Raw genomic sequence first — 21,886 nt, forward strand, 5'->3', positions numbered from 1 at the left:
ATCGACCGCATATATCCAATGCCGCACCCATCAATTTCGGTAGCCTATATGACCGGTCATGTCATTATCCTTCACGGCCCGTCGAGTAGCGGGAAGTCCACAACAGCGACCGCGATTCAAGATTTGGCCGAACTCCCGTTCTGGCACATATCCATCGATCATCTTCGCGATGGCGGAGTTTTGCCGAGTGAGCGAATAGCTCGAAAGGAATTTCTTTGGTCTGACTTACGCAAGCCGTTCTTCGACGGTTTTCACGGATCACTCGCCGCTTATGCCGGGGCAGGGAACAACCTGATCATAGAGCATATTTTCGATACGCCTGAATTTGTAACGCAGCTCAAGGCCTTGCTGGCTCCGTTCGACGTCTTCTTTGTGGGATTGCATTGCGAAGTAGAGGAATTGCGGCGGCGTGAGAGAGTTCGCGGTGACCGTCCGATTGGCAGCGCCGAACTGGACAATCGGACTGTCCATTCGGGCCGCGTTTACGACATTGAGTTGGATGGCCAGAAAAATGCAATGGAGAACGCGCGGCTTGTCCTGGACTGTTGGCGCTCGGGCCTAAGAAAGTCAGAGTTTGCCAGAAGCACCGGGTCTTCAACGTAGGTATAGGCTCCTAACCGACATCCTCCAATAAAACCGATCCAAACCACCCCACCACACGAAAACGGGGCGACCATCACGGCCGCCCCGAGATCATCTAAAGACCGGGACGAGACGGGCCCCGGCCCGGCCCGGTCACTTCGCCCAGGACTGGATCAGTTCGTCATAGGCGGCGGTGATCGGCTCTTCGTCCACGTTCTCCAGCTTGGGATAGGGTCCCGCTTATGGTCGCCACCGGCATCGGTTCCGAACATCTGCTGCGGAATCTCGAAAAACGTGGTATGGTTCGCCCCTGAAGGGAGATCACCATGAGCAAGCACATCCTGGACCGAGTCCGTGCCGCCAATGCCTCCGCACGGTCAGCGCAATATGCTCGGATCGAAGTTACCGAGCGTCCGCATCCGCAGTCGAAAAAACTCCAACGTCAGTCCCGGTCAACGTTCTCGACCGCACGTGTCAAACGCTTCCTTGATATCGAGCGCAGTTCGCAGAACTGACTCTCTGTCGGCGGTTCCCCGCTTCGGCGTCCTGCATTCCGGCGGGAGATCGATGGCCCTGACGACAGTCCAGAGAGGTGTGTTGGATGGACATCCTTATCGTTTTCAGCACGGTCGAGGGTCAGACCCGCAAGATCGCGGACTTCATCGGGCAGCGGTGTCGCAGCGCTGGCCACGCCGTTCATATGTTCAACACCGATGAAAAACGGGGGGCCGCATCCTTTGACGGCGTGGATGCCGTCATCCTGGCGGCCCCTGTCCATGAACGCCGCCATCCAGAAGCGTTCGAGACCTTCGTCGCGGCCAGCCGGGGCGAATTGAAAACCCGCCGAACGCTCCTGATCTCTGTCAGCCTGAAGGCGTCCTTTTCCGAAGGTCTGGAAGAGGCGCAGGACTACCTGGCTGAAATGGAGATGCGGACAGGGTTCGAGCCAGACGCCGAACTTCTGGCTGCCGGTGCCGTCCGCACAAGCAGCTATGGCTATTTCGAAACCCAGGTCGTGCGGAGCGTCGTTTTGAACGGACGGGACATCGACCTGATCGATGGCGTGCGGGAGTTCACGGATTGGGACGCGCTGAGCGCGGCGGTCGATGCTTTCCTGCAGGCGACCATGCCGCATTACGCCTGACCGACGCCAATCCGGGTCCGACCCTCAAACCATCCGGCTACCGAATGAAAACAGGGCGACCGCGATGGCCGCCCCGAGGTGGGTCCGGTCGGACCTTGGGAGAGTGATGGGCCGGGACCACGAAGGCCCCGGCCCGGTCCGGTCACTCGGTCCAGGACTTGATGAGCTCGTCATAAGAGACGGTCATGGGTTCCTCGTCCTCGTTCTCCAGCTTGGGATAGGGTGCACCGGGCTGGTCGAACCAGTATTGCGGATCCTGCTCCTCGTTCAGGACCGGGCCCAGGTCACCCTGCACGCCGGCACGTTCCAGACGCTCCAGCACCCGCTCCTGATCGGCACACAGACTGTCGAGCGCTTCCTGCGGGGTCTTGGCCCCCGACATGGCGTCGCCGATGTTCTGCCACCACAGCTGCGCCAGCTTGGGATAGTCCGGCACATTGGTGCCCGTGGGCGACCAGGCCACGCGTGCAGGCGAGCGATAGAATTCCACCAGTCCGCCCAAACGGGGCGCACGCTCGGTGAAATGCTCGGAGTCGATAGTGGACTCGCGGATGAAGGTCAGACCGACGTCGGACTTCTTGAGGTCCACGGTCTTCGACACCACGAACTGCGCATAGAGCCATGCGGCCTGTGCCCGGTCCACGGGAGTCGATTCCATCAGCGTCCAAGACCCGGCATCCTGATAGCCGATCTTCTGGCCTTCCTTCCAATAGACACCATGCGGCGAGGGGGCCATGCGCCACTTGGGCGTGCCGTCCTCGTTCATCACCGGAAGACCCGGCTTGACGGTGTCCGCGGTAAAGGCGGTGTACCAGAACATCTGCTGGGCGATGTTGCCCTGCGCCGGGATCGGACCGGCCTCGCCGAAGGTCATGCCGGCGGCGGCGGGCGGCGAGAACTTCTCCAGCCATTCGATCGCCTTGGTCACGGCATAGACGGCAGCGGGCGAGTTCGTCGCACCGCCCCGGGCCACGCAGGAACCGACGGGCTGCGAATTCTCGTTCACCCGGATGCCCCATTCGTCGACGGGCAGGCCGTTCGGCTCGCCCACGTCGCCCATGCCGGCCATCGACATCCACGCGTCGGTGTACCGCCAGCCAAGCGACGGGTCCTTCTTGCCATAGTCCATGTTGCCATAGACCTCGCCCTCGACCCCCAGATGGGACAGGTCGCGGCCGGTGAAGAACTCGGCGATGTCCTCATAGGCGGACCAGTTCACCGGCACGCCAAGGTCATAGCCATAGGCTTCCTTGAAGTCGGCCTTGTTCTTCTCGTCGTTGAACCAGTCATAGCGGAACCAGTAGAGGTTGGCGAACTGCTGGGTCGGCAGCTGATAGAGCTTGCCGTCCGGCCCGGTGGTAAAGGACGTGCCGATGAAATCCTCCACGTCCAGCGTGGGCAGCGTCACCGACGCCCCCTCGCCCGCCATCCAGTCGGTCAGGTTGCGCACCTGCTGATAGCGCCAGTGGGTGCCGATCAGGTCGGAGTCGTTGACATAGGCGTCATAGATGTTCTCGCCCGACTGCATCTGGGTCTGCAGCTTCTCGACCACATCGCCCTCGCCGATCAGGTCATGGGTGACCTTGATACCGGTGATCGCGGTGAAGGCCGGGGCCAGGACCTGACTTTCGTATTCATGGGTCGCGATGGTCTCGGAGACGACCTTGATCTCCATCCCCTGATAGGGGGCGGCGGCATCCACGAAGAATTGCATCTCCGCTTCCTGCTCCTCGCGCGACAGGACCGACAGATCGCCGATCTCTGCGTCGAGGAACGCGCGCGCCGCTTCCATGTCGGCAAAGGCGGGACCGGCCAGCAGGCCGAGCACCCCGGCCAGCGCCGTTGAGGTCTTGAGTGGTAGTTTCATCTTGGTCCTCCCTGAGACGTTGATTTTACCTGCGACGGGCCCGGGTCACCCCGACCCCGCCAACTCCCCTGCCCTAGACCCAGCGGAACACCGCTGCGGCGTAGACAAGACAGACGACAAGCGCGAACGGCTGGTTCGCGCCGACGATCCCGAGCCAGGCCATATTGATGAAGGCCGACCCCAGAAGCGTGATGAACAGACGATCGCCCCGCGTCGTCTCGATCCCCAGGATACCACGACGCGGCGTCTCCGGGTATTTGATGGCAAGCACGGTGAACGTCGCCAGCGTGATCGCGATGAAGGCGAAAAAGGCCGCCGTGGGCCCGGTCCAGGCCATCCAGTCAAGCATGGTATCCCTCCTTCAGCATTGGCAGCCCGACATCTCCGGGGCGGCAGTCTCGCAGATCGGTTCCTGACGCGGAAAGGCGATTTCCCCCGTCTCGAACCGCGCGCGGAACCCCCCGTTCGAGAAACACCAGCTGCCTTTGCCCAGATGCGTATTCGTCGCGTCGCAACTGCGCCCAAGGTAGAGCTTCTCGATGCCCGTCTTGACGTCGCTCTGCGCGCCCGCCTCGATGTAGCGCGCGACCGGATAGTCCGAGGTCAGGACGAAACCGTCGCCGTTGCAGGTCATCGACCATGAATGATTGTCGGCGACATAGGCCGGGGCCATGCCGGCCCAGACAATTGCCACGATCGCAGTCGACAGCCAGACCCGCATCACACCCTCCCCAGGGCAAAGCCCTTGGCGATGTAGTTGCGCACGAAATAGATGACCAAGGCCCCGGGAACGACGGTCAGCACGCCGGCGGCGGCCAGCACGCCCCAGTCGATACCCGATGCGCCCTGTGTCCGCGTCATGATCGCGGCGATCGGCTTGGCGTCCACCGTGGTCAGCGTCCGCGACAGCAGTAGCTCCACCCAGGAGAACATGAAGCAGAAGAACGCCGCGAAGGCGAGAAAGGCCGCCGTGGGCCCGGTCCAGGCCACCCAGTCAAGCATCGGTGGGCTCCCTGAATGGCAGTCCGCTTGAGATGTAATGAAGGAGTGCCGCAAAGTCCTTCATATTGCATATAATGCGTTCGTCCGCGTCACTGTTTTCGCACATCATCACGTCACGAACATTATCGTACAGGTCATCCAAGCCCGACCATTCTGGTTCTTGGGTTGGATCGGAATAAATCCGTTCGGGATTTGCGACGCTCCAATAGTAACTTTGCTTCAATGGGATGCGATAGTGACCGTCCCGTTCAAGAATATCGAAGAACATGTTTGCCCAACGGCGCAAATCCTTCAATTCGATGGTGTTCGGAATATCCTGCAGCGGAAGCAAATCGCCCATCACACCCTCCCCAGGGCGAAGCCCTTGGCGATGTAGTTGCGCACGAAATAGATGACCAAGGCCCCCGGCACGACGGTCAGCACGCCGGCGGCGGCCAGCACGCCCCAGTCGATGCCCGACGCGCCCTGTGTCCGCGTCATGATCGCGGCGATCGGCTTGGCGTCCACGGTGGTCAGCGTCCGCGACAGCAAAAGCTCCACCCAGGAGAACATGAAGCAGAAGAACGCCGCCACGCCGATCCCGGACGAGATCAGCGGCATGAAGATCTTCACGAAGAACCGCCCGAAGGAATAGCCGTCGATATAGGCCGTCTCGTCGATCTCCTTGGGGACGCCCCGCATGAACCCCTCCAGGATCCAGACCGCCAGCGGCACGTTGAACAGGCAATGCGCTAGCGCCACCGCGATATGCGTGTCGAACAGGCCGACCGACGAATAGAACTGAAAGAACGGCAGCGCGAAGACGGCCGGAGGGGCCATCCGCTGGCTCAGCAGCCAGAAGAACAGGTGCTTGTCACCCATGAAGTTGTAGCGGCTGAAGGCATAGGCGGCAGGCAGCGCGACGGCGAGGCTGATGACCGTGTTCATCACCACGTAGATCAGCGAATTCACATAGCCCATGTACCACGACGCATCTGTCAGGATCGTGCGGTAATTGTCGAGCGTCGGCCGGTCGGGCCAGAGCGTGAAACTGTTCAGGATCTCGGTATTCGTCTTCAGGCTCATGTTCAGAAGCCAGTAGAGCGGCAACATCAGGAACAGCAGGTAAAGCCCGATCACCAGGGTGCTGCCGTTCAGGGGGGATCTGCGGGGTGCGGCCATCGCTCAACCCTCCCGTTTCTCAAGCGTCGTCATGACGGTGTAGAAGACATAGGCCATCGTCAGGATGACAAGGTTGTACATCAGCGAGAAGGCGGCCGCGGGACCAAGGTCGAACTGCCCCAGGGCCATCTTCACGAGGTCAATGGACAGCAATGTCGTCGCGTTGCCGGGGCCACCGCCGGTGACGACGAACGGCTCGGTATAGATCATGAAACTGTCCATGAAGCGCAGCAGGATCGCGATCATCAGGACGCCCATCATCTTGGGCAATTCGATGTAGCGGAACACGGCCCAGCGGCTTGCCTGATCGATCTTGGCGGCCTGGTAATAAGCGTCGGGAATGGATTTCAGCCCCGCAAAGGCCAGTAGCGCCACCAGCGACGTCCAGTGCCAGACATCCATCACGATGATCGTGGCCCAGGCGGCGAACACGTCCTGCGTGTAGTTGTAGGAAATCCCCAGGGCATCCAGCGTATAGCCCAGCAATCCGATGTCGACGCGCCCGAAGATCTGCCAGATGGTGCCGACCACGTTCCACGGGATCAGCAGCGGCAGCGACATCACCACAAGGCAGAAGCTGGACCAGAAGCCCGATTTCGGCATGTTGAGCGCGACGAAAACCCCCAGCGGAATCTCGATCAGCAGGATGATCCCGGAGAACAGCAACTGGCGGCCCAGGGCATCCCACATCCGTTCGCTGCGCAGCATCTCCTCGAACCATTCAAGGCCGGCCCAGAAGAACTCGTTCTGCCCGAAGGTGTCCTGCACCGAATAATTCACCACCGTCATCAGCGGGATCACCGCCGAAAACGCCACCAGCAAAAGCACCGGCAGGACCAGGAACCAGGCCTTCTGATTGGTTGTCTTGTTCATCAGGCAGCCTCTCCGGTCTGGCGCCAGTCGTCTACATAGACACCGACCTTGGCGGGCGCGAAGGTGACATTGGTCATGTCGGCCCCGATCTCGACCCCCTCGCCCACCACGATGTTGAGGTCGGCGCCGAACAGGCTGGCGCGCACGATCTTGTGGCGGCCCACATCCTCCACCCGGCGGATCGTTACCGGCAGGCCGGCCCCGGCAGTCAGGGTGACGAACTCGGGCCGCACCCCGATCTCGACCTTGCCCGACGGCGTCCCGAACCCCCGTGTCAGAGACACATCGTGACCCTGTACAACGGCGCGCGTGCCCTGCACCTCCGCCGGAATGACGTTCATGCCGGGCGAGCCGATGAAATAGCCGACGAAGGTATGGGCCGGGGTTTCGAACAGATCCTCCGGCGTGCCGATCTGGACGACGCGCCCGTCGTACATCACCACAACCTTGTCCGCGAAGGTCAGCGCCTCGGTCTGGTCGTGGGTGACATAGATCATCGTATGCCCGAACTCGTGGTGCAGGGATTTCAGCTGTGTCCGGAGCTCCCACTTCATGTGCGGGTCGATCACCGTCAGGGGTTCGTCGAACAGAAGCGCATTCACATCCTCGCGCACCATCCCGCGTCCCAGGCTGATCTTCTGCTTGGCATCCGCCGTCAGGCCCCGCGCCCGCTTGGACAGCTGGTCCTCCATCCCGATCATCCGCGCGATGGCCTGCACCCGCTCGGCCACATAGGCGGCGCTTTCACCCCGGTTGCGCAGCGGAAAGGCCAGGTTATCGCGCACCGTCATCGTGTCGTAGACCACGGGAAACTGGAACACCTGCGCGATGTTGCGATCCGCGGTGGTGGCCGCCGTCACATCCTTGTCGTCGAACAGGATGCGCCCCTGACTGGGGTGCAGCAGTCCCGAAATGATGTTGAGCAGGGTCGATTTCCCGCACCCAGACGATCCGAGCAGGGCATAGGCCTCGCCATCGGCCCAGACGTGGTCCAGCTGCTTTAGCGCGAAATCGTCCTCCGACGCGGGCTTGGCCAGGTAGGAATGCGCCAGATTGTCGAGCGTGATCTTCGCCATCCCCGCCCCTCCTCAGGCCGCAGCCGCATAGGCCGCGGGCGCGACCAGTTCACCGCTTTCGCGGAACACATAGACGTGGCGCGGGTCCAGATGGACGGCCAGCTGTGCGCCCAACTCCAAGTCATGCACCCCGTGGATCAGCCCGACCCACCGTTCGCCGTGATGGTCCAGATGCACGAAGGTCTCAGACCCCGTCAGCTCGGTCACCACCAGTTTCGCGTCGAAGGTGATGGCCCCCGGCCCGATCGGCGTGATTTCCAGATGGTTGGGCCGGAACCCGGCCAGATACGGGCCGTCGCCAAGCCCGGCCATCGCCCCCGTGGCGGCGACCCCCTGCCCCTCTCCGAAGGTCAGCCGGTCACCCGCCTTGGTCACCGTCAGGAAATTCATCGGCGGATCGCTGAACACCCGGGCGGTCGTCGCATCGACCGGCGTGCGATAGACCGACGGCGTCGGCCCGAACTGCGTCAGCCGCCCCTCCCATAGGGTCGCGGTATTGCCGCCCAGAAGCAGCGCCTCTTCGGGTTCGGTTGTGGCATAGACGAAGATCGACCCTGCCTCCTCGAAGATCTTGGGGATCTCGACCCGCAATTCCTCGCGCAGCTTGTAGTCGAGGTTGGCCAAAGGCTCGTCCAGCAGGACAAGCCCCGCATCCTTGACCAAGGCCCGCGCCAGGGCGCAGCGCTGCTGCTGTCCGCCCGACAATTCCAGCGGCTTGCGATCCAGAAGCGGCCCAAGCTGCATCAGGTCTGCGGCCTTGCGCACGGCGGCGTCGATCTCGTCGCGCGACTTGCCCATCAGCCGCAAGGGCGAGGCGATATTCTCATAGACGGTCATCGACGGGTAATTGATGAACTGCTGATAGACCATGGCGACCTGCCGGTCCTGCACGCGCACGCCGGTGACGTCGCGGCCTTCCCAGATGATCTTGCCGGAACTGGGGGCATCCAGCCCCGCCATCAGCCGCATCAGCGACGTCTTGCCCGAGGATGTCGGCCCCAGAAGGACGTTCATCGTCCCCTTCTCCAGCACGAGGTCGAGCGGGTGGATATGCACCTGCCCTCCCACGACCTTCGATACGGCTTTCATCTCAAGCGTCACGGATATCCCCCCTGTCGACTGCCCCCGGTCCCCCGTGGCGCAGCGCGATCGACCGACACCGACTCACCCCCCTCGACGTTGGGTCAGAAGCGCCGATCTGGCAACAATTAGACGGGCTCCCCCTCCGCGACGAACCCGATGCGCCATAGAAGACAAAGAACCAACACAAAGTGAAGACCAAATCTTTCGTTTTTGTTCGTATCTTGGAAATATTTGTTTTTTCGATGTTCTCTGGCCCCCTTTGCCCAAGATTCCCGCGTCCGTCGCCGCTTTTTTGGCCGGAATGGCGCGGCATGGGGCCTGCGCCCTTGCCTGAGGGACGAAATCGCCGCAATACGAAAACGGCTCCGTTCGGACCTTTCCGGGCGACTGGGGGGACAATGGGACAGACGCTGCGCAAGCCCGAAATCATCAACATGGCCCGTCGCGAGGGCAAGGTGACCGTCGACGGGCTGGTCGATCACTTCGGCGTCACACCCCAGACGATCCGCCGCGACCTGACCGAGCTGGCCGAGGACGGCAAGCTGGAGCGGGTCCACGGCGGGGCGATCCTGCCCTCGGGAACGGTCAACATCGGCTACAACGAACGCCGCCAGATCAACCTGACCGCCAAGGTCGACATCGCCCGGCAATGCGCGCGCTATATCCCGCACGGCTCCTCGCTCCTGCTCAACATCGGCACCACGACCGAAGCGGTCGCCACCGAGTTGCTGAACCATCAGGGCCTTCTGGTCGTCACCAACAACATCAACATCGCCGTCACCCTGTCTGGCAATCCGGACGCCAATGTCATCGTCACCGGCGGCAGCCTGCGGCGCTCCGACGGCGGGCTGGTCGGCTCTCTCGCCACCCAGACGATCGAACAGTTCAAGTTCGACTATGCCATCATCGGTTGCTCCGCGCTCAGCGACGACGGCGACATCCTCGACTTCGACATTCAGGAGGTCGGCGTCACCAAGTCGATCATCCAGCAAAGCCGCGAAGTGTTCCTCGTGGCCGACGGTTCCAAGTTCGACCGCAGCGCACCGGTCCGCGTCGGATCGTTGGCGGACGTCGACATGTTCTTCACCGACCTGCCGCTCTCCCCCGCCAGCGCCGCTCTGTGCGACCAGAGTGGCACGCGGGTGCGCTATGCGGGTCAGGATTATTCCAAGCTGGACGATCTCGACCCCTGATCCGACGCGAACCCGGTCGGCCCGCTTGCGGGGCGGGACGGTCGCGTGATCGGGGGGCTGACGATCCGCAATCCGTTCTGATAGAAGCAACTGGTATACCAGATAAGGGCCTCCAGATGCGCACCCCCAGACTTGTCTCCATCGGCGAATGCATGGTCGAATTGTCGGCCACCGGGACGCCCGGCACCTATGTGCGGGGCTTTGCCGGCGACACGTTCAACACCGCCTGGTATCTGGCGCGGCTGCGGCCCGATTGGGCGGTTGACTACCTGACCGACGTGGGAGACGACGCCATTTCCGACGAGATGCTGGCGATGTTCCGCGACGCGGGCATCGGCACCGGAACGGTGCGGCGGCACGGGGACGCGACGCTCGGCCTCTACATGATTTCGCTGACCGACGGGGAACGCAGCTTTGCCTATTGGCGCGGCCAAGCGGCGGCACGGCGATTGGCGGATGATCCCGCGCGGCTGGCCCGCGCCCTCGACGGGGCCGATCTGGTCTATGTCTCTGGCATCACCCTTGGCATCCTGACACCCGAAGCGCGGGGACGCCTGCTCGATGCAGTGCGGACCGCGCGGCAGGCGGGGGCGCAGGTGGCCTTCGACCCGAATCTGCGGCCGAGGCTCTGGCCCGACACCGACACCATGTGCGCCGCCGTGATGGAGGCCGCAGCGGTCGCCGACATCGTCCTGCCCTCGCACGAGGACGAGGCCGCGTTCTTCGGCGATGCCGATCCGGCGGCGACGCTGGCGCGCTATCGCGGGGTAGGCGCGCGCGAAGTCGTGGTCAAGAACGGCGCGGACATGCTCCTGTTCTGTGACGGCCCGTCCAGCGCCACCCACACCCCCGACCCGGTCGGAGAGGTCGTCGACAGCACCGCCGCCGGCGACAGTTTCAACGCCGCCTATTTTGCCGAACGCCTGGCCGGGGCCGATATGGACCGCGCCGTCGCCGTCGCCTGCGCCCTGTCGGCCCGGGTCATCGGCGGGCGCGGGGCGCTTGTCGCGCTGGACTAGGCGTTTCGCGTCGTCCCGCCGGGGATCAGCCGCGGGTCGATGGCGATGCGCCGGGGCGCACCGGGCGCGTCGAGCACCCCCAGGATCACCTCCGCAGCCCGCGCTCCGATCCTGCGGGACTGGGGGTCGATGGTCGTTAGCGTCGGATGGCAGACCCCCGCGATCTCATAGGCACCGAACCCAGCGATGGCGATGTCGCCCGGCACGTCCAGACCGCGCCGCTGACATTCCGCAAGGGCCCCGAAGGCCGACAGGTCGGACACGCAGATCACCGCCTCGGTCTCGGGCAGTCCGTCAAGCAACCGGGCCATCGCATCGGCCCCGTGCTGCATCGAAATCGGCGGATCGCCCGCCCCGACCAGACGGTCGACCGGCAGTCCGTGGGACGCCATGGCCGCGAGGAAGCCGCGCCGTCGATCGGCCCCCCGGGTATCTCCGTCGCGGTCGCCGCCAATGAACGCGATGCGCCGATATCCGACCCCCACCAGGTGATCGACCATCACCTGCGTCGTCGCCGCATTGGAAAAGCCGACCACATGGTCGATGGGATCATCGGGCAGGTCCCAGGTCTCGACCACGGGGATTCCGGCGGCGCGCAGCAGGCGAATGGTGCGGTCGGAATGGCGTCCGCCGGTGACCACGATGGCCTCGGGCCTGCGGCGCAGCATCTGCTCGACCAGCCGTTCCTCGGCCGCGATGTCATAGCCGGTATAGCCCAGAAGAACCTGAAGCCCGCTTTCCGCCAGCCCGTCCGACAGGCCGCCCACCGTCTCGGCGAAATTCGCATTGTTGAGCGACGGGATGATGACGGCGACGAAGTCGGTCCGCTGCGACCGCAGGCTGGCGGCGGTGCTGTCGAAGACATAGCCCAGATCGTCCGCCGCCTTCATGATCCGCGCGCGGGTGTTCGACTTGACCGAGCTGTCGGCCCTGAACGCCCGGCTGACGGTCATCACCGACACGCCGGCGGCGCGGGCCACGTCCTTCATGCGGATGGAGCGTTGCATCGGATCAGACCGCGAATTGCGGGGCGGGCATCATGCCCTCCGACTGCCGAGGAAGATCTCGACGATGGCGTCCGGTGTAAGTTCGATGTCGGCGACAAGGCTGTCCTCGTCCGCCTCGGGTTCCTCCAGCGTGGCAAGCTGACTGTCGAGCAGGGCCGGGGGCATGAAATGACCAGGGCGGGAGTTGACCCGCTCCCACAGGGTTTCGCGTTTGCCCCGCAGATAGAGGACCGTCACCGGATGCCCGGCGGCGGCCCGGATGCGGTCGCGATAGACCCGTTTCAGCGCGGAACAGGCGATGACGGTCCCGGGAATGGTCAGCCGTTCCCCGACCTTGTCGAGCCAGGGCGCGCGGTCGTCATCGTCCAGCGGTCGGCCCGAGGCCATCTTGTCCACGTTCGCCTTCGGATGCAGCGCGTCGCCGTCGATGAAGGCAAGGCCTGCAGCCCGGGCGAACATCTCGCCGATCAGGCTCTTGCCGCAGCCCGAGACGCCCATGACGACATAGCGCGCACTCACAACGACGCCGTGATCCCGCCGTCGACATAGACGACCGTGCCGTTCACGAAGCTGGAGGCCGCCGACGACAGGAAGATGCAGGCGCCCACCAGCTCCTCCACATTGCCCCACCGACCGGCGGGCGTCCGGTTCGACAGCCATTCCGTGAACTTCGGATCCTCGACCAGCGCCTTGTTGAGCGGCGTGTCGAAATAACCGGGCGCCAGCCCGTTGCACTGCAATCCATGCTTGGCCCAGTCGGTCGCCATGCCCTTGGTCAGGTTCGCCACCGCGCCCTTGGTCGCCGTGTAGGGGGCGATGCCGGGCCGCGCCAGCGCGCTCTGCACCGAGCAGATGTTGACGATCTTGCCCGCGCCGCGCCCGATCATGTGTCGCGCGACGGCTTGGCCCACATGGAAAACCGTGGCGATGTTGGTCTGGAGCAGCCGCTCGAACGCATCGGCGGGGAAATCCTCCAGCGGGGTGCGGTGCTGCATCCCGGCGTTGTTCACCAGAATGTCGATGGCGCCGTGGTCGGCCTCGAATCCGTCGACAGCCTTGCGCACGCCGTCATGGTCGGTCGCATCGAAGGCGAGCGTCTCGACCGTCGCCCCCTCCCCGCGCAGTGTGTCGGCGGCGGCGGCCAGCTTGGCCGCGTCCCGCCCGTTCAGCACAACCGACGCGCCGGCGGCGGCCAGACCCCGGGCCAGGGCGAACCCGATCCCCTGGGACGAGCCGGTGATGAGGGCACGCTTGCCCGTCAGGTCGAATAACGTGATGCTCATGGTCTGCCTTTTCTTTTCCCGACGGTCGATATACCGTTGATGATATCGATAACAATCGCTGTCAAGGTCGGCGCGGCCGACCCCGTTTCGTCAGGTATGAGCCCAATGAAAGCCATCGTCATCCATGCCGCCCGCGACCTGCGGATCGAGGATCAGCCCGAGGAAACCCCCGGCCCCGGACAGGTGCAGATCGCGCTGGCGGCGGGCGGCGTCTGCGGGTCCGATCTGCATTACTACAATCACGGCGGCTTCGGGACGGTCCGGCTGAAACAGCCGATGATCCTGGGTCATGAGGTGTCGGGCCATATCACCGCCCTGGGCGACGGCGTGACGGGCCTGCGCGTCGGGCAATTGGTCGCCGTGTCGCCGTCGCGGCCCTGTCACGATTGCGACTATTGCCACCGGGCGCATTACAATCATTGCCTCAACATGCGGTTCTATGGCTCGGCCATGCCGTTTCCCCATATTCAGGGGGCCTTCCGCGAAGTCCTGGTGGCCAACGCCAGCCAATGCGCCCCCGCCGACGGTTTGACCGCGGGAGAGGCCGCAATGGCCGAACCGCTGGCCGTCTGCCTGCATGCCGCGCGTCAGGCCGACCCGCTATTGGGCAAGGCGGTTCTGGTGACTGGGTGCGGCCCCATCGGCATATTGTGCATCCTGGCCGCGCGGCGCGCCGGGGCGGATCTGATCGTGGCGACGGACCTGTCGGATTTCACCCTGTCGATGGCCCGCACCGCCGGGGCGGATGTGACGATCAATACCGGGACGAACCCGGACGGACTTCGGCCCTATACCGCCGAAAAGGGTCGGTTCGAGACGCTGTTCGAATGCTCCGGCGCGGCCCCGGCCCTGACGGCGGCGATCCCCGCGATGCGGCCCGGCGGCACCATCGTGCAACTGGGTCTGGGCGGTGACATGACCCTGCCGGTTCAGGCGATGACGGCGCGCGAACTCAGCCTGCGCGGATCGTTCCGCTTTCACGAGGAATTCCACACCGGCGTCAGCCTGATGCAAAAGGGCCTGATCGACGTGAAACCCTATATCACCCAGACATTCCCCCTGGCCGAGGCCGTCACCGCCTTCGAGACGGCGGGCGACCGCACACGGGCGATGAAGGCCCAGATCGCCTTCGGCTAGGCCCCGATGGCGGAGAGGGCAGCGCGGGCGACGGCGATGTCCTGCTCGCCATTGCCGGACCCCACGCCGATGCCGCCGACCAGATGCCCGTCGACCACGATGGGCAAACCTCCGGGCAGGCCGGTCACCGCGCCCTCGGTCGCCAGCCCGATCAGGGGGCGCACCGCGTCGGGGATATTCGTCGTCTCGTCGCCAATCGACGCCGCCGTCTGCGCCTTGGCCCGCGCGCTGCGCAGGCTCAGGGGTTTCGACCCCGTCATCCGTAATTCGGCAAGGGTCACGCAGCTGGCGTCGACGATGACGATGCACTGCGGCTGGCCGATCCGTTCGGCTTCGGCCACGGCGGCCTGCAACATGGCAAGGGCGGCGTGATGGGTCAGGATGCGGGCGGTGCGGGTGAAGTCGGTCATCCCCGGACCCTAGGCATCGGGCCATTGGTCGGCAAGCGTCCCTCGACCCCGGCGGCGCGGACCGATAGCGTGGCGTGACCCTGTTGAAGAGCGGCCCATGACCCTGCGTTTCTTTTCCGACAAGAACCGGCCCGTGCATCTGGGACACTACCCCTGCGAACGGTTGGCGCGGGGCGCGATGCCCGACCTCGCACAGCTGCCCGCGATGCGGCCCCTGAGCTTCGCCCGGCCCGAAGACCCCCGCTCGATCGTCAATGCCATGCGCGAGCATCAGGCCATGCTGGACGCGATCCGCGACGGGCTGGTCAATCGCGCCGTGGCCGATGCGCCGACCGACCCCGACGAACGCGCCGCACACCTCAAGGCCTTCGCACATTTCGCCGATGCCGCCGTGGTGGGCATCTGTCGCCTGCCCGACGCGGCGCTGTTGCCCGAACCCTTCGCCAATCCGGATGTGACCCGGCTGGCCCACGACCTGCGCACGCGGCAGACCAAGACGCTCGCCTCGGGCATCGACATGATCATGGCGGACCTGAAGGAGTCTGCCGAGGCACCGCCGACGACCATCGACGGGCATACCCATGCCCTTGTCCTCCTCTATGAGAATCCCCGCGATCCCGAGGACGGCGAGGTCGGGACCGACTGGATCCGCGACGCACAGGCGCATCGCGCGGGTCTGCTCGCCGCCGAGACGGCGGTGGTACTGGCCAATTACCTGCGAGTTCTGGGCCACGACGCGCGGGGCCATACCGTCAGCAGTTCGGACGTCGACCTGGGACGACTGGCAGTGGCCGCGGGGCTGGCAACGCTGGAGGACGGCCAACTGACCCATCCCTATGTCGGCACGCGCTTCGGGTTGGCCGCGGTGACGACGACCTTCGCCATGACCTGTGACGCGCCCCTGCGGCCCCTGTCGCAGCAACCGAAAACGGCCTTTGGCCTCGGTTGGAAACTGGGCACCGCCTCGGCCAAGACGGCGGGCAATGCGGTGCCGTTCAAGGGGCGGAAGTTCCGCGACGGGGCGCATCCTTTCGAGACCCTGAAACGGGTGAAAACGCCCACCACCTATATCGACGAACCCCGCGTTGCCCGTGTGCCCAAACGCGCCGACATGTTCGCCCGGGCGCAGTTCGGGGACATGGGCAAGACGATGCAGGACGCGGCCAAGGGCGGGCACTATGTGCGCAAGGCCGCCCCGTCGATGGCGCAGCGCCGCGCGCTCGGGGCGTTCGTGCTGTTGCAGGACGGAGAGGTCGCGCCCGACCGCGTCACGCTCGACCCGCAGGAGGCCGCCGATCTGGTCAAGGCGACGTCCTATTGGCTGGGTGTCGATGCCGTCGGAATCTCGCGCTGCCCCGATTGGGCCTGGTACAGCCACGACGCGCGCGGCGACGCCATCGACCCGCCCCACGATCAGGCGATCAGCATGATCATCGACCAGGGTTACGAGACGATGGAGGGGTCGTCGGGCGACGACTGGATCGCCGTGGCGCAATCGATGCGCGCCTATCTGCGCTTTTCGCTTCTGGGCGGGGTCATCGCGCGCCAGATCCGCAACCTGGGCTATTCGGCCAAGGCACACACCGTCATGGACGGCGAGGTGTTGCAGCCGCCGCTCCTTTTGCTGTCGGGTCTGGGCGAGGTGAGCCGGATCGGCGAGGTCATCCTGAACCCCTTCCTGGGTCCCCGGCTCAAATCGGGGGCGGTGACCACCGACCTGCCGATGGCCCATGACGACCCCATCGACTTCGGCCTTCAGGCCTTTTGCGAAAGCTGCAACAAATGCGCGCGCGAATGTCCGTCGGGGGCGATCACCGCCGGGCCCAAGCTGATGTTCAACGGCTATGAAATCTGGAAATCCGACAGCCAGAAATGCGCCACCTACCGCGTGACCACGCCGGGCGGGGCGATGTGCGGGCGCTGCATGAAGACCTGTCCCTGGAACCTCGAGGGGTTGTTCGCGGAACGCCCCTTCCGGTGGGCGGCGATGAACGTGCCGCGTCTTGCCCCGGTTCTGGCGCGGTTGGACGACGCGGTCGGCAACGGCGGCCTGAACCCGGTCAAGAAGTGGTGGTGGGACCTGGAGATACAGGAGGACGGCGGCTATCGCCCCACGTCGCGCCCCGTGAATGCCCGCGCCCTGCAAACCGACCTGAACCTTCGCTACGAGGATCAGACGCTCGCCGTCTATCCCGCGCCACTTGCCCCGCATCCCTACCCCTATCCCTTCCCCATGGACCGCGAGGCGGGGATCTCCGCCTATCAGGCGATGGTCACGGCGACGGAATACAAGGCCCTGCTGGAGCGGGACGAGACCGGGCATCTGCACATCTACACCGCCGCCGGCGAAAGCCCCGTCATCCAGGTGGAGGTGACGTTGGCCGAACCCATGGCAGCTGGCATCACCAAATACGAATTTCGCAGCCTCGACGGCAGTGACCTGCCGGAATGGCGGGCCGGGGCGCATCTGGATATCGTGGTGGCCCCCGAGTTCCTGAGGCAATATTCAATGTCGGGCGACCCCGCGGACCGGTCGAAATACCAGATCGGCGTCCTTCTGGAGGACGCAGGGCGGGGCGGGTCGAAACTGCTCCACCGCATCTTCACGCCCGGGCGTCGGGTCTTCATCTCGCAGCCCATCAATCACTTCCCGCTGGCCCATGGGGCAACGGAGTCGATCCTGATGGGCGGTGGCATCGGCATAACTCCGATGATCGCCATGGCGCACGAATTGCACCGGGCGGGGCGGGACTTCGTGCTGCACTATTCCGGGCGGTCCCGCGCCACGATGGGCTATCTCGACGATCTGGCCGCCGTGCCCTGGGCCGACCGTGTGCACCTGCACATCAGCGACGCGGGAACGCGGCTGGACCTGGGGGCCGTTCTGCCCCGCTACAGGGATGGTTTGCACGTCTATACCTGCGGCGCGACACGCTACATGGACGCTGTGATGGCCGCCGCCGAAGCCGCCGGGTTCCCCGACGAGGCGCGGCATCTCGAATACTTCTCGGTTCCCGAGCTGCCGGACTACGAAAACCACCCCTTCACCCTGCGCCTGGCCCGTTCGGGACGCGACATCGCGGTGCCCGCCGACCGTGCGGCTACCGATGTGCTGGCGGAACACGGGGTGCATGTGGATGTGAAATGCTCCGACGGGATCTGCGGCGTCTGCAAATGCACCGTGCTTTCCGGCGAAGTGGAGCACCGCGATTTCGTTCTCTCCAAGGCACAGCGCAAGGATGCGATGATCCTGTGCCAAAGCCGTGCCGCAGCCCCGGGCGGCGTTCTGGAAATCGACCTGTGACGTCCGTCTTTGGAACGCCGCCGCGCAGGTCTCTTTCATCAAGGTATGGGTCGGTATCCGCGCCCAAAAATCCTAGGATATACACCGCGACGAAGGGCAAGTTCGAGGAACTCAAGCCATCACGGGAGCGCGCGGCAATGCCCGAACATGCAAAAAGCGCCCCAACGGGCGCCCTGCAGAATAGGTTGGTTGCCGGAGTAGGATTTGGACATTGTTTGCAGACCATGACCCGAGCGACGGTCCAAAGATAAATGAGGCTTACAGCTTCCGGCCCATTGCTGCTGTATGACGGTGTCACATGCGCAGAACGGCTTCCCCTCATCGGGCTTTCGAGGCATCGTCTACGAGACCGGGGTCGGATGCCAGGGAGTTAGGCTGGTGGGGCAACCTTGGTCGATTTCCTTCACCCAAGCCTTTCATGATGTTACCGAAAGGGATCTTTTCGGTGGATGGTCGGCGTTCTACGTACATGTGTTCCCGAACGGGAATATCAGCCGCCGGCCATATCGCAACCGGATCAGTCCGGAGCCGAAGATGCGCGCCATATCGGTCTGATGGTCCGTGCCAGGCGCAAGGCACAGGGGCTGCGCCAGGATTCTATGGCCAGCTCGACCGGCATGGGCCGACCCTATATTGTGGACACGGAAAACGGGAAGCCGGCCGTGATGATCGCGCGCTTCCTCGGAATCATGCCGATGGTCGAGCACGCGCTGAGCGGGCCGCAAGACAGGGATCTTCCCGACATGATGCCTGAAGATCCGTCCAACGAGATTCCCGAAGATTTGCCCGATGATTTGCCGCTTCTGAAGGACTGAGACGAAGATCTTCTACGAAAGCAGGGAAGTGGCCGAAAGCGCCTCGGGCAGGGGCGACGCGGGGACGCTGACCTACAGCACCGACTGGCAGGGGACCCGCTGTGCTTTCCCGGTATCGACAAGGATGCCTCTGGAGATTGCAACGCAGGGTGCGGGCGAGGTCCTGCCGTGGGTCGCTAGCCTTCTGCCCGAAAACCATTCCTAGTCGGTGAAGACGGTGAAGACGGTGAAGACGGTGAAGACGGTGAAGACGGTGAAGACGGTGAAGACGGTGAAGACGGTGTCTCCATGTCCTTGGCCGACGTCCAGTCCAAGATCCGCGTGCATGTCGGTGCTGATGCGGTGATCTCAATCCCTGGTGATGGCGCGCCGTCGACCTGGATCCTGAAGCCGAATGCCGCGAACTTTCCTGGCGGGGTTTATAACGAGCCGCTGTGCCTGCGGCTGGCGGCTCTCATTGGCCGCGCCGCAGGTGCGAGTGGGGCGCGCCGGTATCTTCTGGTGAAGCGCTACGACCGGCGTCAGCAAGGCGACAGTTGGCGCCGCCTGCACCGGGAAGACATGCGCCACATTCTGGGCCGCCTGCCGAGTGCGACGTATGAGTGCAACAACACCGGGGCAGCGGGTCCCCATGGTCCGCGACTTTGTCGGCGTGATGCGTAAGCTCCATCCGCTCTGCGGTGTGTTGTCGATCTTTGACTACGTGATTTTCACCGCCATCGCCTTCAATACCGACGCCCATGCCGAGAACTATTCGGTCTTGGTCACGGCCTCCGGCGCCAGTTTGGCACCGATCTATGAGGTAACGTGCGCCAAGCCCTGGCCCAACGTCACCAGCAAACAGGCGATGTTGCTGGCGAAGAGATGGTAAGGCGATTACTTCGAAGGTGGCCACTGGCAGCGAGAGGCCGCATCCTGTGACATGAACCCCACAGCTGCGCTGCGTCGCGTCGAGATGCTTTGCAAGGCGACAATGAGGCATTTGCCACAAGCGGTGGAGGAGGTCATTGCAATGGACTCCGACGCCGAGCATTGAGTGGGTGAAGTGGAAAAACATATAACCGAGCGGGTGACTTTCGTGGTCAACGGCCTTGCCAAGCAGGACCCGGAGGCGACCATTTGGGCGCGTTTCGATCTTACGGACGTCGAGTGGGGTCTGATCCGGCCGCTTCTTCCGAACAAGCCGCGCGGTGTGGCGCGGGTGGATGACCGGCGGGTGCTGAACGGGATCTTCTGGGTTCTCTGGACAGGCTCACCCTGGCGCGATCTGCCCGAACGCTACGGCCCCGACACGAAGGTCTACAATCGCTTCAATCGGTGTGCAAAGGCCGGGATTTGGGTGCAGGTGTTTGAAACCCTTGTGGAAAAATCCCCCGACAGCATGCAGTTCATCGACAGCTCGATCATTCGCGCCCATCAGCAAGCTGCGACTCAAAAAGGGTTTCGGATCAAACCCTTGGCCGTTCTCGTGGCGGACTGAGCACCAAGATTAACGCGATGGTCGACCATCGTGGGTTGCCGCTGGCGATCATGCTCTCGCCAGAGCAGGCGTCCGACAAGGCAGCCGTGGCCGAGCTTCTGGCGGCCCATCCCGCGCCGGGTGATGTGGTCGCCGATCGCGGCGACGACGCTCGCGCGATCCTCGATCTTATCGCTGCGCATGACGGGCGGGGCCATATCCCGACGCAGCGCGACCGCAAGGTGCAGCGCTCCGTAGATCCGGCGATCTATCACCAGCGCAACCTCGTCGAGCAGTTCTTCAACAAGCTCAAACACTTCCGCAAGATCACCACCCGTTAAGAAAAACCCGCATGCAACTCTCTCGCCGCCGTCCTCATCGCATGGCCAAAACTCTGGTTGCGCCATTATGAGTCCGCGTCATGGTAGCCTTGAACTGAACAGACTGCCGATGGGTCGCTTTTCGCACTCCTTTTCCGCCGAACGGATATGCCCAGACTTTCCCTGTTGACGTCGTCCTGCACGTTCAGCAACCGGAACGCGCGGTCCTCCTAAAGCCGATCCGCCATGAAATCCACTGACCAGGTCACATTCGGCCTTTCTGGTAAGTTCAGAGCGTCCGACACCTTCTGCTTCCGGCGCTTTCGCCCCTTGATCCGCAGGTTCAAGTCCTGGGCGCGGCAAGTGCGGTAGACGCGGTTGCGACTCCAAGGGTGCCCTTTACTTTGCGCGGATGAAGGCTCTGTCGGACAAATCGTCTGTTGGCCGGTGTTCCCCTTTCCCCGGGCGGATTTGTCCCGCAGCTTCCGCGACGGGTATGGCCGGCGCTATGTAGCCGTTGAGCACGGCGATACGGACCCGAAGTTCCGCGACCTGGCTGCCACGCGAGCCATTGATGCGCCATTGGTTCAAGCACAATGGCGAGCGCGTGGGCACCGCGATCCGCGATGGCATCATTGCACTTGCGGGTGTCGCAAGCGACGTCGGCGGTCACCGAGCCGATCTCTTCGCCGATCGGAATCTGGCCGAGCAGATCGGGCAGCACTTGTCGTCACCAATTTGGCTCCCGGTGATCTCTCCTCTCGGCAGACTGGTTTCGCAAATCGCCTGCCGGGCAATGGACGGCCCGAACCTCCAGCGTTTCCTCATCAATCCCCAAGTGGATCTTGCGCCAACCTCTCGGGACATTCCGCTGGAATGCCCTGCCGGTCAGTGGACCCGCCGTTTAGGACGACCGTAGTTGCGGGCGTGCCACTCGCCCTCGACCTTGACGCCCGTGCTGTCCGCTGCCCGGCAGGGTCATGCGAAGCAGGATCCCGGGAGGGGATGAGCAGGTGCAGCGGGCCCTTCGACCCACGGCAGGGGATATTGACGGCCAGGGTCTTCTGACGGCGTGGCATCCCAGCTACCACGCTGGATTCACAAGATGAGTCCCTTACGGGATTTGTGCTGCAGAGCCGGTCAAGAACGTC

At 63.9% G+C, this 21,886-nt stretch carries 24 protein-coding genes and 3 pseudogenes; 12 read left to right on the top strand and 15 right to left on the bottom strand.

Annotation, left to right across the window (positions count from 1 at the left end; genetic code table 11):
• Nucleotides 1–48 precede the first annotated feature (48 nt).
• From BM002_RS10820 to BM002_RS10825, 3 genes are all read left to right on the top strand, one after another.
• Nucleotides 49–603, top strand: coding sequence for a phosphotransferase-like protein (locus tag BM002_RS10820; RefSeq protein ID WP_092780313.1), 555 nt, complete (start codon nt 49–51; stop codon nt 601–603).
• Nucleotides 604–908: 305 nt separating this feature from the next.
• The gene (locus tag BM002_RS19095; protein WP_139212337.1) at nt 909–1,097 is read left to right on the top strand and encodes a hypothetical protein; all 189 of its coding nucleotides are present in this window, start codon (nt 909–911) and stop codon (nt 1,095–1,097) included.
• An 86-nt stretch (nt 1,098–1,183) separates the two neighbouring features.
• A complete protein-coding gene (locus BM002_RS10825) occupies nt 1,184–1,726 on the top strand; it encodes a flavodoxin domain-containing protein (RefSeq protein WP_092780316.1) in 543 nt (180 codons plus the stop codon).
• Between the two features lie 142 nt (nt 1,727–1,868).
• Here the strand turns inward: BM002_RS10825 and BM002_RS10830 are convergent, their stop codons facing one another.
• The 9 genes and pseudogenes from BM002_RS10830 to BM002_RS10870 form a co-directional block, all read right to left on the bottom strand.
• Nucleotides 1,869–3,593, bottom strand: coding sequence for an ABC transporter substrate-binding protein (locus tag BM002_RS10830; RefSeq protein ID WP_092780319.1), 1,725 nt, complete (start codon nt 3,591–3,593; stop codon nt 1,869–1,871).
• A 73-nt stretch (nt 3,594–3,666) separates the two neighbouring features.
• Nucleotides 3,667–3,942, bottom strand: coding sequence for a DUF2160 domain-containing protein (locus tag BM002_RS10835; protein WP_092780322.1), 276 nt, complete (start codon nt 3,940–3,942; stop codon nt 3,667–3,669).
• A gap of 12 nt (nt 3,943–3,954) precedes the next feature.
• Complete coding sequence (locus tag BM002_RS10840; RefSeq protein WP_092780325.1) at nt 3,955–4,314, bottom strand: hypothetical protein; 360 nt, start codon at nt 4,312–4,314, stop codon at nt 3,955–3,957.
• Nucleotides 4,314–4,547 (bottom strand): annotated as a pseudogene (locus BM002_RS10845) (carbohydrate ABC transporter permease); the annotation flags it as partial. The gene BM002_RS10840 and the pseudogene BM002_RS10845, both read right to left, overlap by 1 nt.
• Nucleotides 4,548–4,587: 40 nt before the next feature.
• Nucleotides 4,588–4,935, bottom strand: a complete 348-nt coding sequence (locus BM002_RS10850) for a hypothetical protein (RefSeq protein WP_092780328.1) — start codon at nt 4,933–4,935, stop codon at nt 4,588–4,590.
• Complete coding sequence (locus BM002_RS10855; RefSeq protein WP_092780331.1) at nt 4,935–5,756, bottom strand: carbohydrate ABC transporter permease; 822 nt, start codon at nt 5,754–5,756, stop codon at nt 4,935–4,937. Before BM002_RS10855 ends, BM002_RS10850 begins: the two co-directional genes overlap by 1 nt.
• A 3-nt stretch (nt 5,757–5,759) precedes the next feature.
• A complete protein-coding gene (locus BM002_RS10860) occupies nt 5,760–6,629 on the bottom strand; it encodes a carbohydrate ABC transporter permease (RefSeq protein WP_092780334.1) in 870 nt (289 codons plus the stop codon).
• Complete coding sequence (locus BM002_RS10865) at nt 6,629–7,705, bottom strand: ABC transporter ATP-binding protein (RefSeq protein WP_092780337.1); 1,077 nt, start codon at nt 7,703–7,705, stop codon at nt 6,629–6,631. The genes BM002_RS10860 and BM002_RS10865 overlap by 1 nt, the downstream gene beginning before the upstream one ends.
• A 12-nt stretch (nt 7,706–7,717) precedes the next feature.
• Nucleotides 7,718–8,794 carry an ABC transporter ATP-binding protein gene (locus BM002_RS10870; RefSeq protein WP_425431856.1) on the bottom strand — a complete coding sequence of 359 codons (1,077 nt, stop codon included), beginning with the start codon at nt 8,792–8,794 and terminating at the stop codon, nt 7,718–7,720.
• A gap of 392 nt (nt 8,795–9,186) precedes the next feature.
• Here BM002_RS10870 and BM002_RS10875 point away from each other — a divergent pair, with 392 nt between their 5' ends.
• Together BM002_RS10875 and BM002_RS10880 are read left to right on the top strand one after the other, a co-directional pair.
• Nucleotides 9,187–9,981 carry a DeoR/GlpR family DNA-binding transcription regulator gene (locus BM002_RS10875; RefSeq protein ID WP_092780343.1) on the top strand — a complete coding sequence of 265 codons (795 nt, stop codon included), beginning with the start codon at nt 9,187–9,189 and terminating at the stop codon, nt 9,979–9,981.
• A 116-nt stretch (nt 9,982–10,097) separates the two neighbouring features.
• Nucleotides 10,098–11,000 (top strand): sugar kinase, encoded by a 903-nt coding sequence (locus BM002_RS10880; RefSeq protein ID WP_092780346.1) that lies wholly within the window; start codon nt 10,098–10,100, stop codon nt 10,998–11,000.
• On the opposite strand, the gene BM002_RS10885 is transcribed toward BM002_RS10880, so the two are convergent.
• The 3 genes from BM002_RS10885 to BM002_RS10895 are packed head-to-tail and all read right to left on the bottom strand — an operon-like array spanning nt 10,997 to nt 13,290.
• Nucleotides 10,997–12,007, bottom strand: coding sequence for a LacI family DNA-binding transcriptional regulator (locus BM002_RS10885; RefSeq protein ID WP_245749215.1), 1,011 nt, complete (start codon nt 12,005–12,007; stop codon nt 10,997–10,999). The genes BM002_RS10880 and BM002_RS10885 overlap by 4 nt on opposite strands.
• A gap of 30 nt (nt 12,008–12,037) precedes the next feature.
• Nucleotides 12,038–12,526 (bottom strand): gluconokinase, encoded by a 489-nt coding sequence (locus tag BM002_RS10890; protein WP_245749216.1) that lies wholly within the window; start codon nt 12,524–12,526, stop codon nt 12,038–12,040.
• The gene (locus BM002_RS10895; protein WP_092780349.1) at nt 12,523–13,290 is read right to left on the bottom strand and encodes an SDR family oxidoreductase; all 768 of its coding nucleotides are present in this window, start codon (nt 13,288–13,290) and stop codon (nt 12,523–12,525) included. Before BM002_RS10895 ends, BM002_RS10890 begins: the two co-directional genes overlap by 4 nt.
• A 105-nt stretch (nt 13,291–13,395) precedes the next feature.
• Between BM002_RS10895 and BM002_RS10900 the strand changes: the two genes are divergently transcribed.
• Nucleotides 13,396–14,427: an L-idonate 5-dehydrogenase gene (locus tag BM002_RS10900; protein WP_092780351.1), complete on the top strand. Its 1,032-nt coding sequence runs from the start codon at nt 13,396–13,398 to the stop codon at nt 14,425–14,427.
• Here BM002_RS10900 and BM002_RS10905 read toward each other — a convergent pair.
• Nucleotides 14,424–14,837, bottom strand: coding sequence for a GlcG/HbpS family heme-binding protein (locus BM002_RS10905; protein WP_092780354.1), 414 nt, complete (start codon nt 14,835–14,837; stop codon nt 14,424–14,426). The genes BM002_RS10900 and BM002_RS10905 overlap by 4 nt on opposite strands.
• 97 nt (nt 14,838–14,934) lie before the next feature.
• On the opposite strand from BM002_RS10905, the gene BM002_RS10910 reads away from it, so the two are divergent.
• The 3 genes from BM002_RS10910 (at nt 14,935) to BM002_RS19745 (ending at nt 19,161) form a co-directional block, all read left to right on the top strand.
• The gene (locus BM002_RS10910) at nt 14,935–18,141 is read left to right on the top strand and encodes a 2Fe-2S iron-sulfur cluster-binding protein (RefSeq protein WP_092780357.1); all 3,207 of its coding nucleotides are present in this window, start codon (nt 14,935–14,937) and stop codon (nt 18,139–18,141) included.
• 449 nt (nt 18,142–18,590) lie between these two features.
• Entirely contained in the window at nt 18,591–18,956 is a 366-nt protein-coding gene (locus tag BM002_RS10915; RefSeq protein ID WP_092780360.1) for a helix-turn-helix domain-containing protein, read from the top strand.
• A 7-nt stretch (nt 18,957–18,963) separates the two neighbouring features.
• Complete coding sequence (locus BM002_RS19745) at nt 18,964–19,161, top strand: HipA N-terminal domain-containing protein (protein ID WP_139212342.1); 198 nt, start codon at nt 18,964–18,966, stop codon at nt 19,159–19,161.
• Here the strand turns inward: BM002_RS19745 and BM002_RS19645 are convergent.
• A complete protein-coding gene (locus BM002_RS19645) occupies nt 19,158–19,283 on the bottom strand; it encodes a hypothetical protein (protein WP_281243825.1) in 126 nt (41 codons plus the stop codon). The two genes, BM002_RS19745 and BM002_RS19645, sit on opposite strands and share 4 nt — an antisense overlap.
• A 15-nt stretch (nt 19,284–19,298) precedes the next feature.
• Between BM002_RS19645 and BM002_RS19650 the strand changes: the two genes are divergently transcribed.
• The 3 genes and pseudogenes from BM002_RS19650 to BM002_RS10935 all read left to right on the top strand — a co-directional run bounded on the left by BM002_RS19650 (nt 19,299) and on the right by BM002_RS10935 (nt 20,843).
• Entirely contained in the window at nt 19,299–19,619 is a 321-nt protein-coding gene (locus BM002_RS19650) for a HipA domain-containing protein (RefSeq protein WP_281243826.1), read from the top strand.
• Entirely contained in the window at nt 19,612–19,827 is a 216-nt protein-coding gene (locus BM002_RS19655; protein WP_175484874.1) for a HipA domain-containing protein, read from the top strand. The genes BM002_RS19650 and BM002_RS19655 overlap by 8 nt, the downstream gene beginning before the upstream one ends.
• A 246-nt stretch (nt 19,828–20,073) precedes the next feature.
• Nucleotides 20,074–20,843 (top strand): annotated as a pseudogene (locus tag BM002_RS10935) (IS5 family transposase).
• A 366-nt stretch (nt 20,844–21,209) separates the two neighbouring features.
• Here the strand turns inward: BM002_RS10935 and BM002_RS10940 are convergent.
• Nucleotides 21,210–21,814 (bottom strand): annotated as a pseudogene (locus BM002_RS10940) (transposase); the annotation flags it as partial.
• Nucleotides 21,815–21,886 lie beyond the last annotated feature (72 nt).

It is taken from the genome of Jannaschia pohangensis, assembly GCF_900113875.1.
Classification (GTDB): domain Bacteria; phylum Pseudomonadota; class Alphaproteobacteria; order Rhodobacterales; family Rhodobacteraceae; genus Jannaschia; species Jannaschia pohangensis.

Bases quoted from the DNA above. Each gene is read 5' to 3' on its own strand.
- BM002_RS10880 (WP_092780346.1), top strand. From the start codon at position 10,098: ATGCGCACCCCCAGACTTGTCTCCATCGGCGAATGCATGGTCGAATTG.
- BM002_RS10850 (WP_092780328.1), bottom strand. From the start codon at position 4,935: ATGGGCGATTTGCTTCCGCTGCAGGATATTCCGAACACCATCGAATTG.
- BM002_RS10830 (WP_092780319.1), bottom strand. From the start codon at position 3,593: ATGAAACTACCACTCAAGACCTCAACGGCGCTGGCCGGGGTGCTCGGC.
- BM002_RS10885 (WP_245749215.1), bottom strand. From the start codon at position 12,007: ATGCAACGCTCCATCCGCATGAAGGACGTGGCCCGCGCCGCCGGCGTG.
- BM002_RS10895 (WP_092780349.1), bottom strand. From the start codon at position 13,290: ATGAGCATCACGTTATTCGACCTGACGGGCAAGCGTGCCCTCATCACC.
- BM002_RS10865 (WP_092780337.1), bottom strand. From the start codon at position 7,705: ATGGCGAAGATCACGCTCGACAATCTGGCGCATTCCTACCTGGCCAAG.
- BM002_RS10855 (WP_092780331.1), bottom strand. From the start codon at position 5,756: ATGGCCGCACCCCGCAGATCCCCCCTGAACGGCAGCACCCTGGTGATC.
- BM002_RS19095 (WP_139212337.1), top strand. From the start codon at position 909: ATGAGCAAGCACATCCTGGACCGAGTCCGTGCCGCCAATGCCTCCGCA.
- BM002_RS10825 (WP_092780316.1), top strand. From the start codon at position 1,184: ATGGACATCCTTATCGTTTTCAGCACGGTCGAGGGTCAGACCCGCAAG.
- BM002_RS10875 (WP_092780343.1), top strand. From the start codon at position 9,187: ATGGGACAGACGCTGCGCAAGCCCGAAATCATCAACATGGCCCGTCGC.
- BM002_RS10835 (WP_092780322.1), bottom strand. From the start codon at position 3,942: ATGCTTGACTGGATGGCCTGGACCGGGCCCACGGCGGCCTTTTTCGCC.
- BM002_RS10840 (WP_092780325.1), bottom strand. From the start codon at position 4,314: ATGCGGGTCTGGCTGTCGACTGCGATCGTGGCAATTGTCTGGGCCGGC.
- BM002_RS19645 (WP_281243825.1), bottom strand. From the start codon at position 19,283: ATGCACGCGGATCTTGGACTGGACGTCGGCCAAGGACATGGAGACACC.
- BM002_RS10915 (WP_092780360.1), top strand. From the start codon at position 18,591: ATGGTCGGCGTTCTACGTACATGTGTTCCCGAACGGGAATATCAGCCG.
- BM002_RS10905 (WP_092780354.1), bottom strand. From the start codon at position 14,837: ATGACCGACTTCACCCGCACCGCCCGCATCCTGACCCATCACGCCGCC.
- BM002_RS10870 (WP_425431856.1), bottom strand. From the start codon at position 8,794: ATGAAAGCCGTATCGAAGGTCGTGGGAGGGCAGGTGCATATCCACCCG.
- BM002_RS10910 (WP_092780357.1), top strand. From the start codon at position 14,935: ATGACCCTGCGTTTCTTTTCCGACAAGAACCGGCCCGTGCATCTGGGA.
- BM002_RS10900 (WP_092780351.1), top strand. From the start codon at position 13,396: ATGAAAGCCATCGTCATCCATGCCGCCCGCGACCTGCGGATCGAGGAT.
- BM002_RS19655 (WP_175484874.1), top strand. From the start codon at position 19,612: ATGCGTAAGCTCCATCCGCTCTGCGGTGTGTTGTCGATCTTTGACTAC.
- BM002_RS10820 (WP_092780313.1), top strand. From the start codon at position 49: ATGACCGGTCATGTCATTATCCTTCACGGCCCGTCGAGTAGCGGGAAG.
- BM002_RS10860 (WP_092780334.1), bottom strand. From the start codon at position 6,629: ATGAACAAGACAACCAATCAGAAGGCCTGGTTCCTGGTCCTGCCGGTG.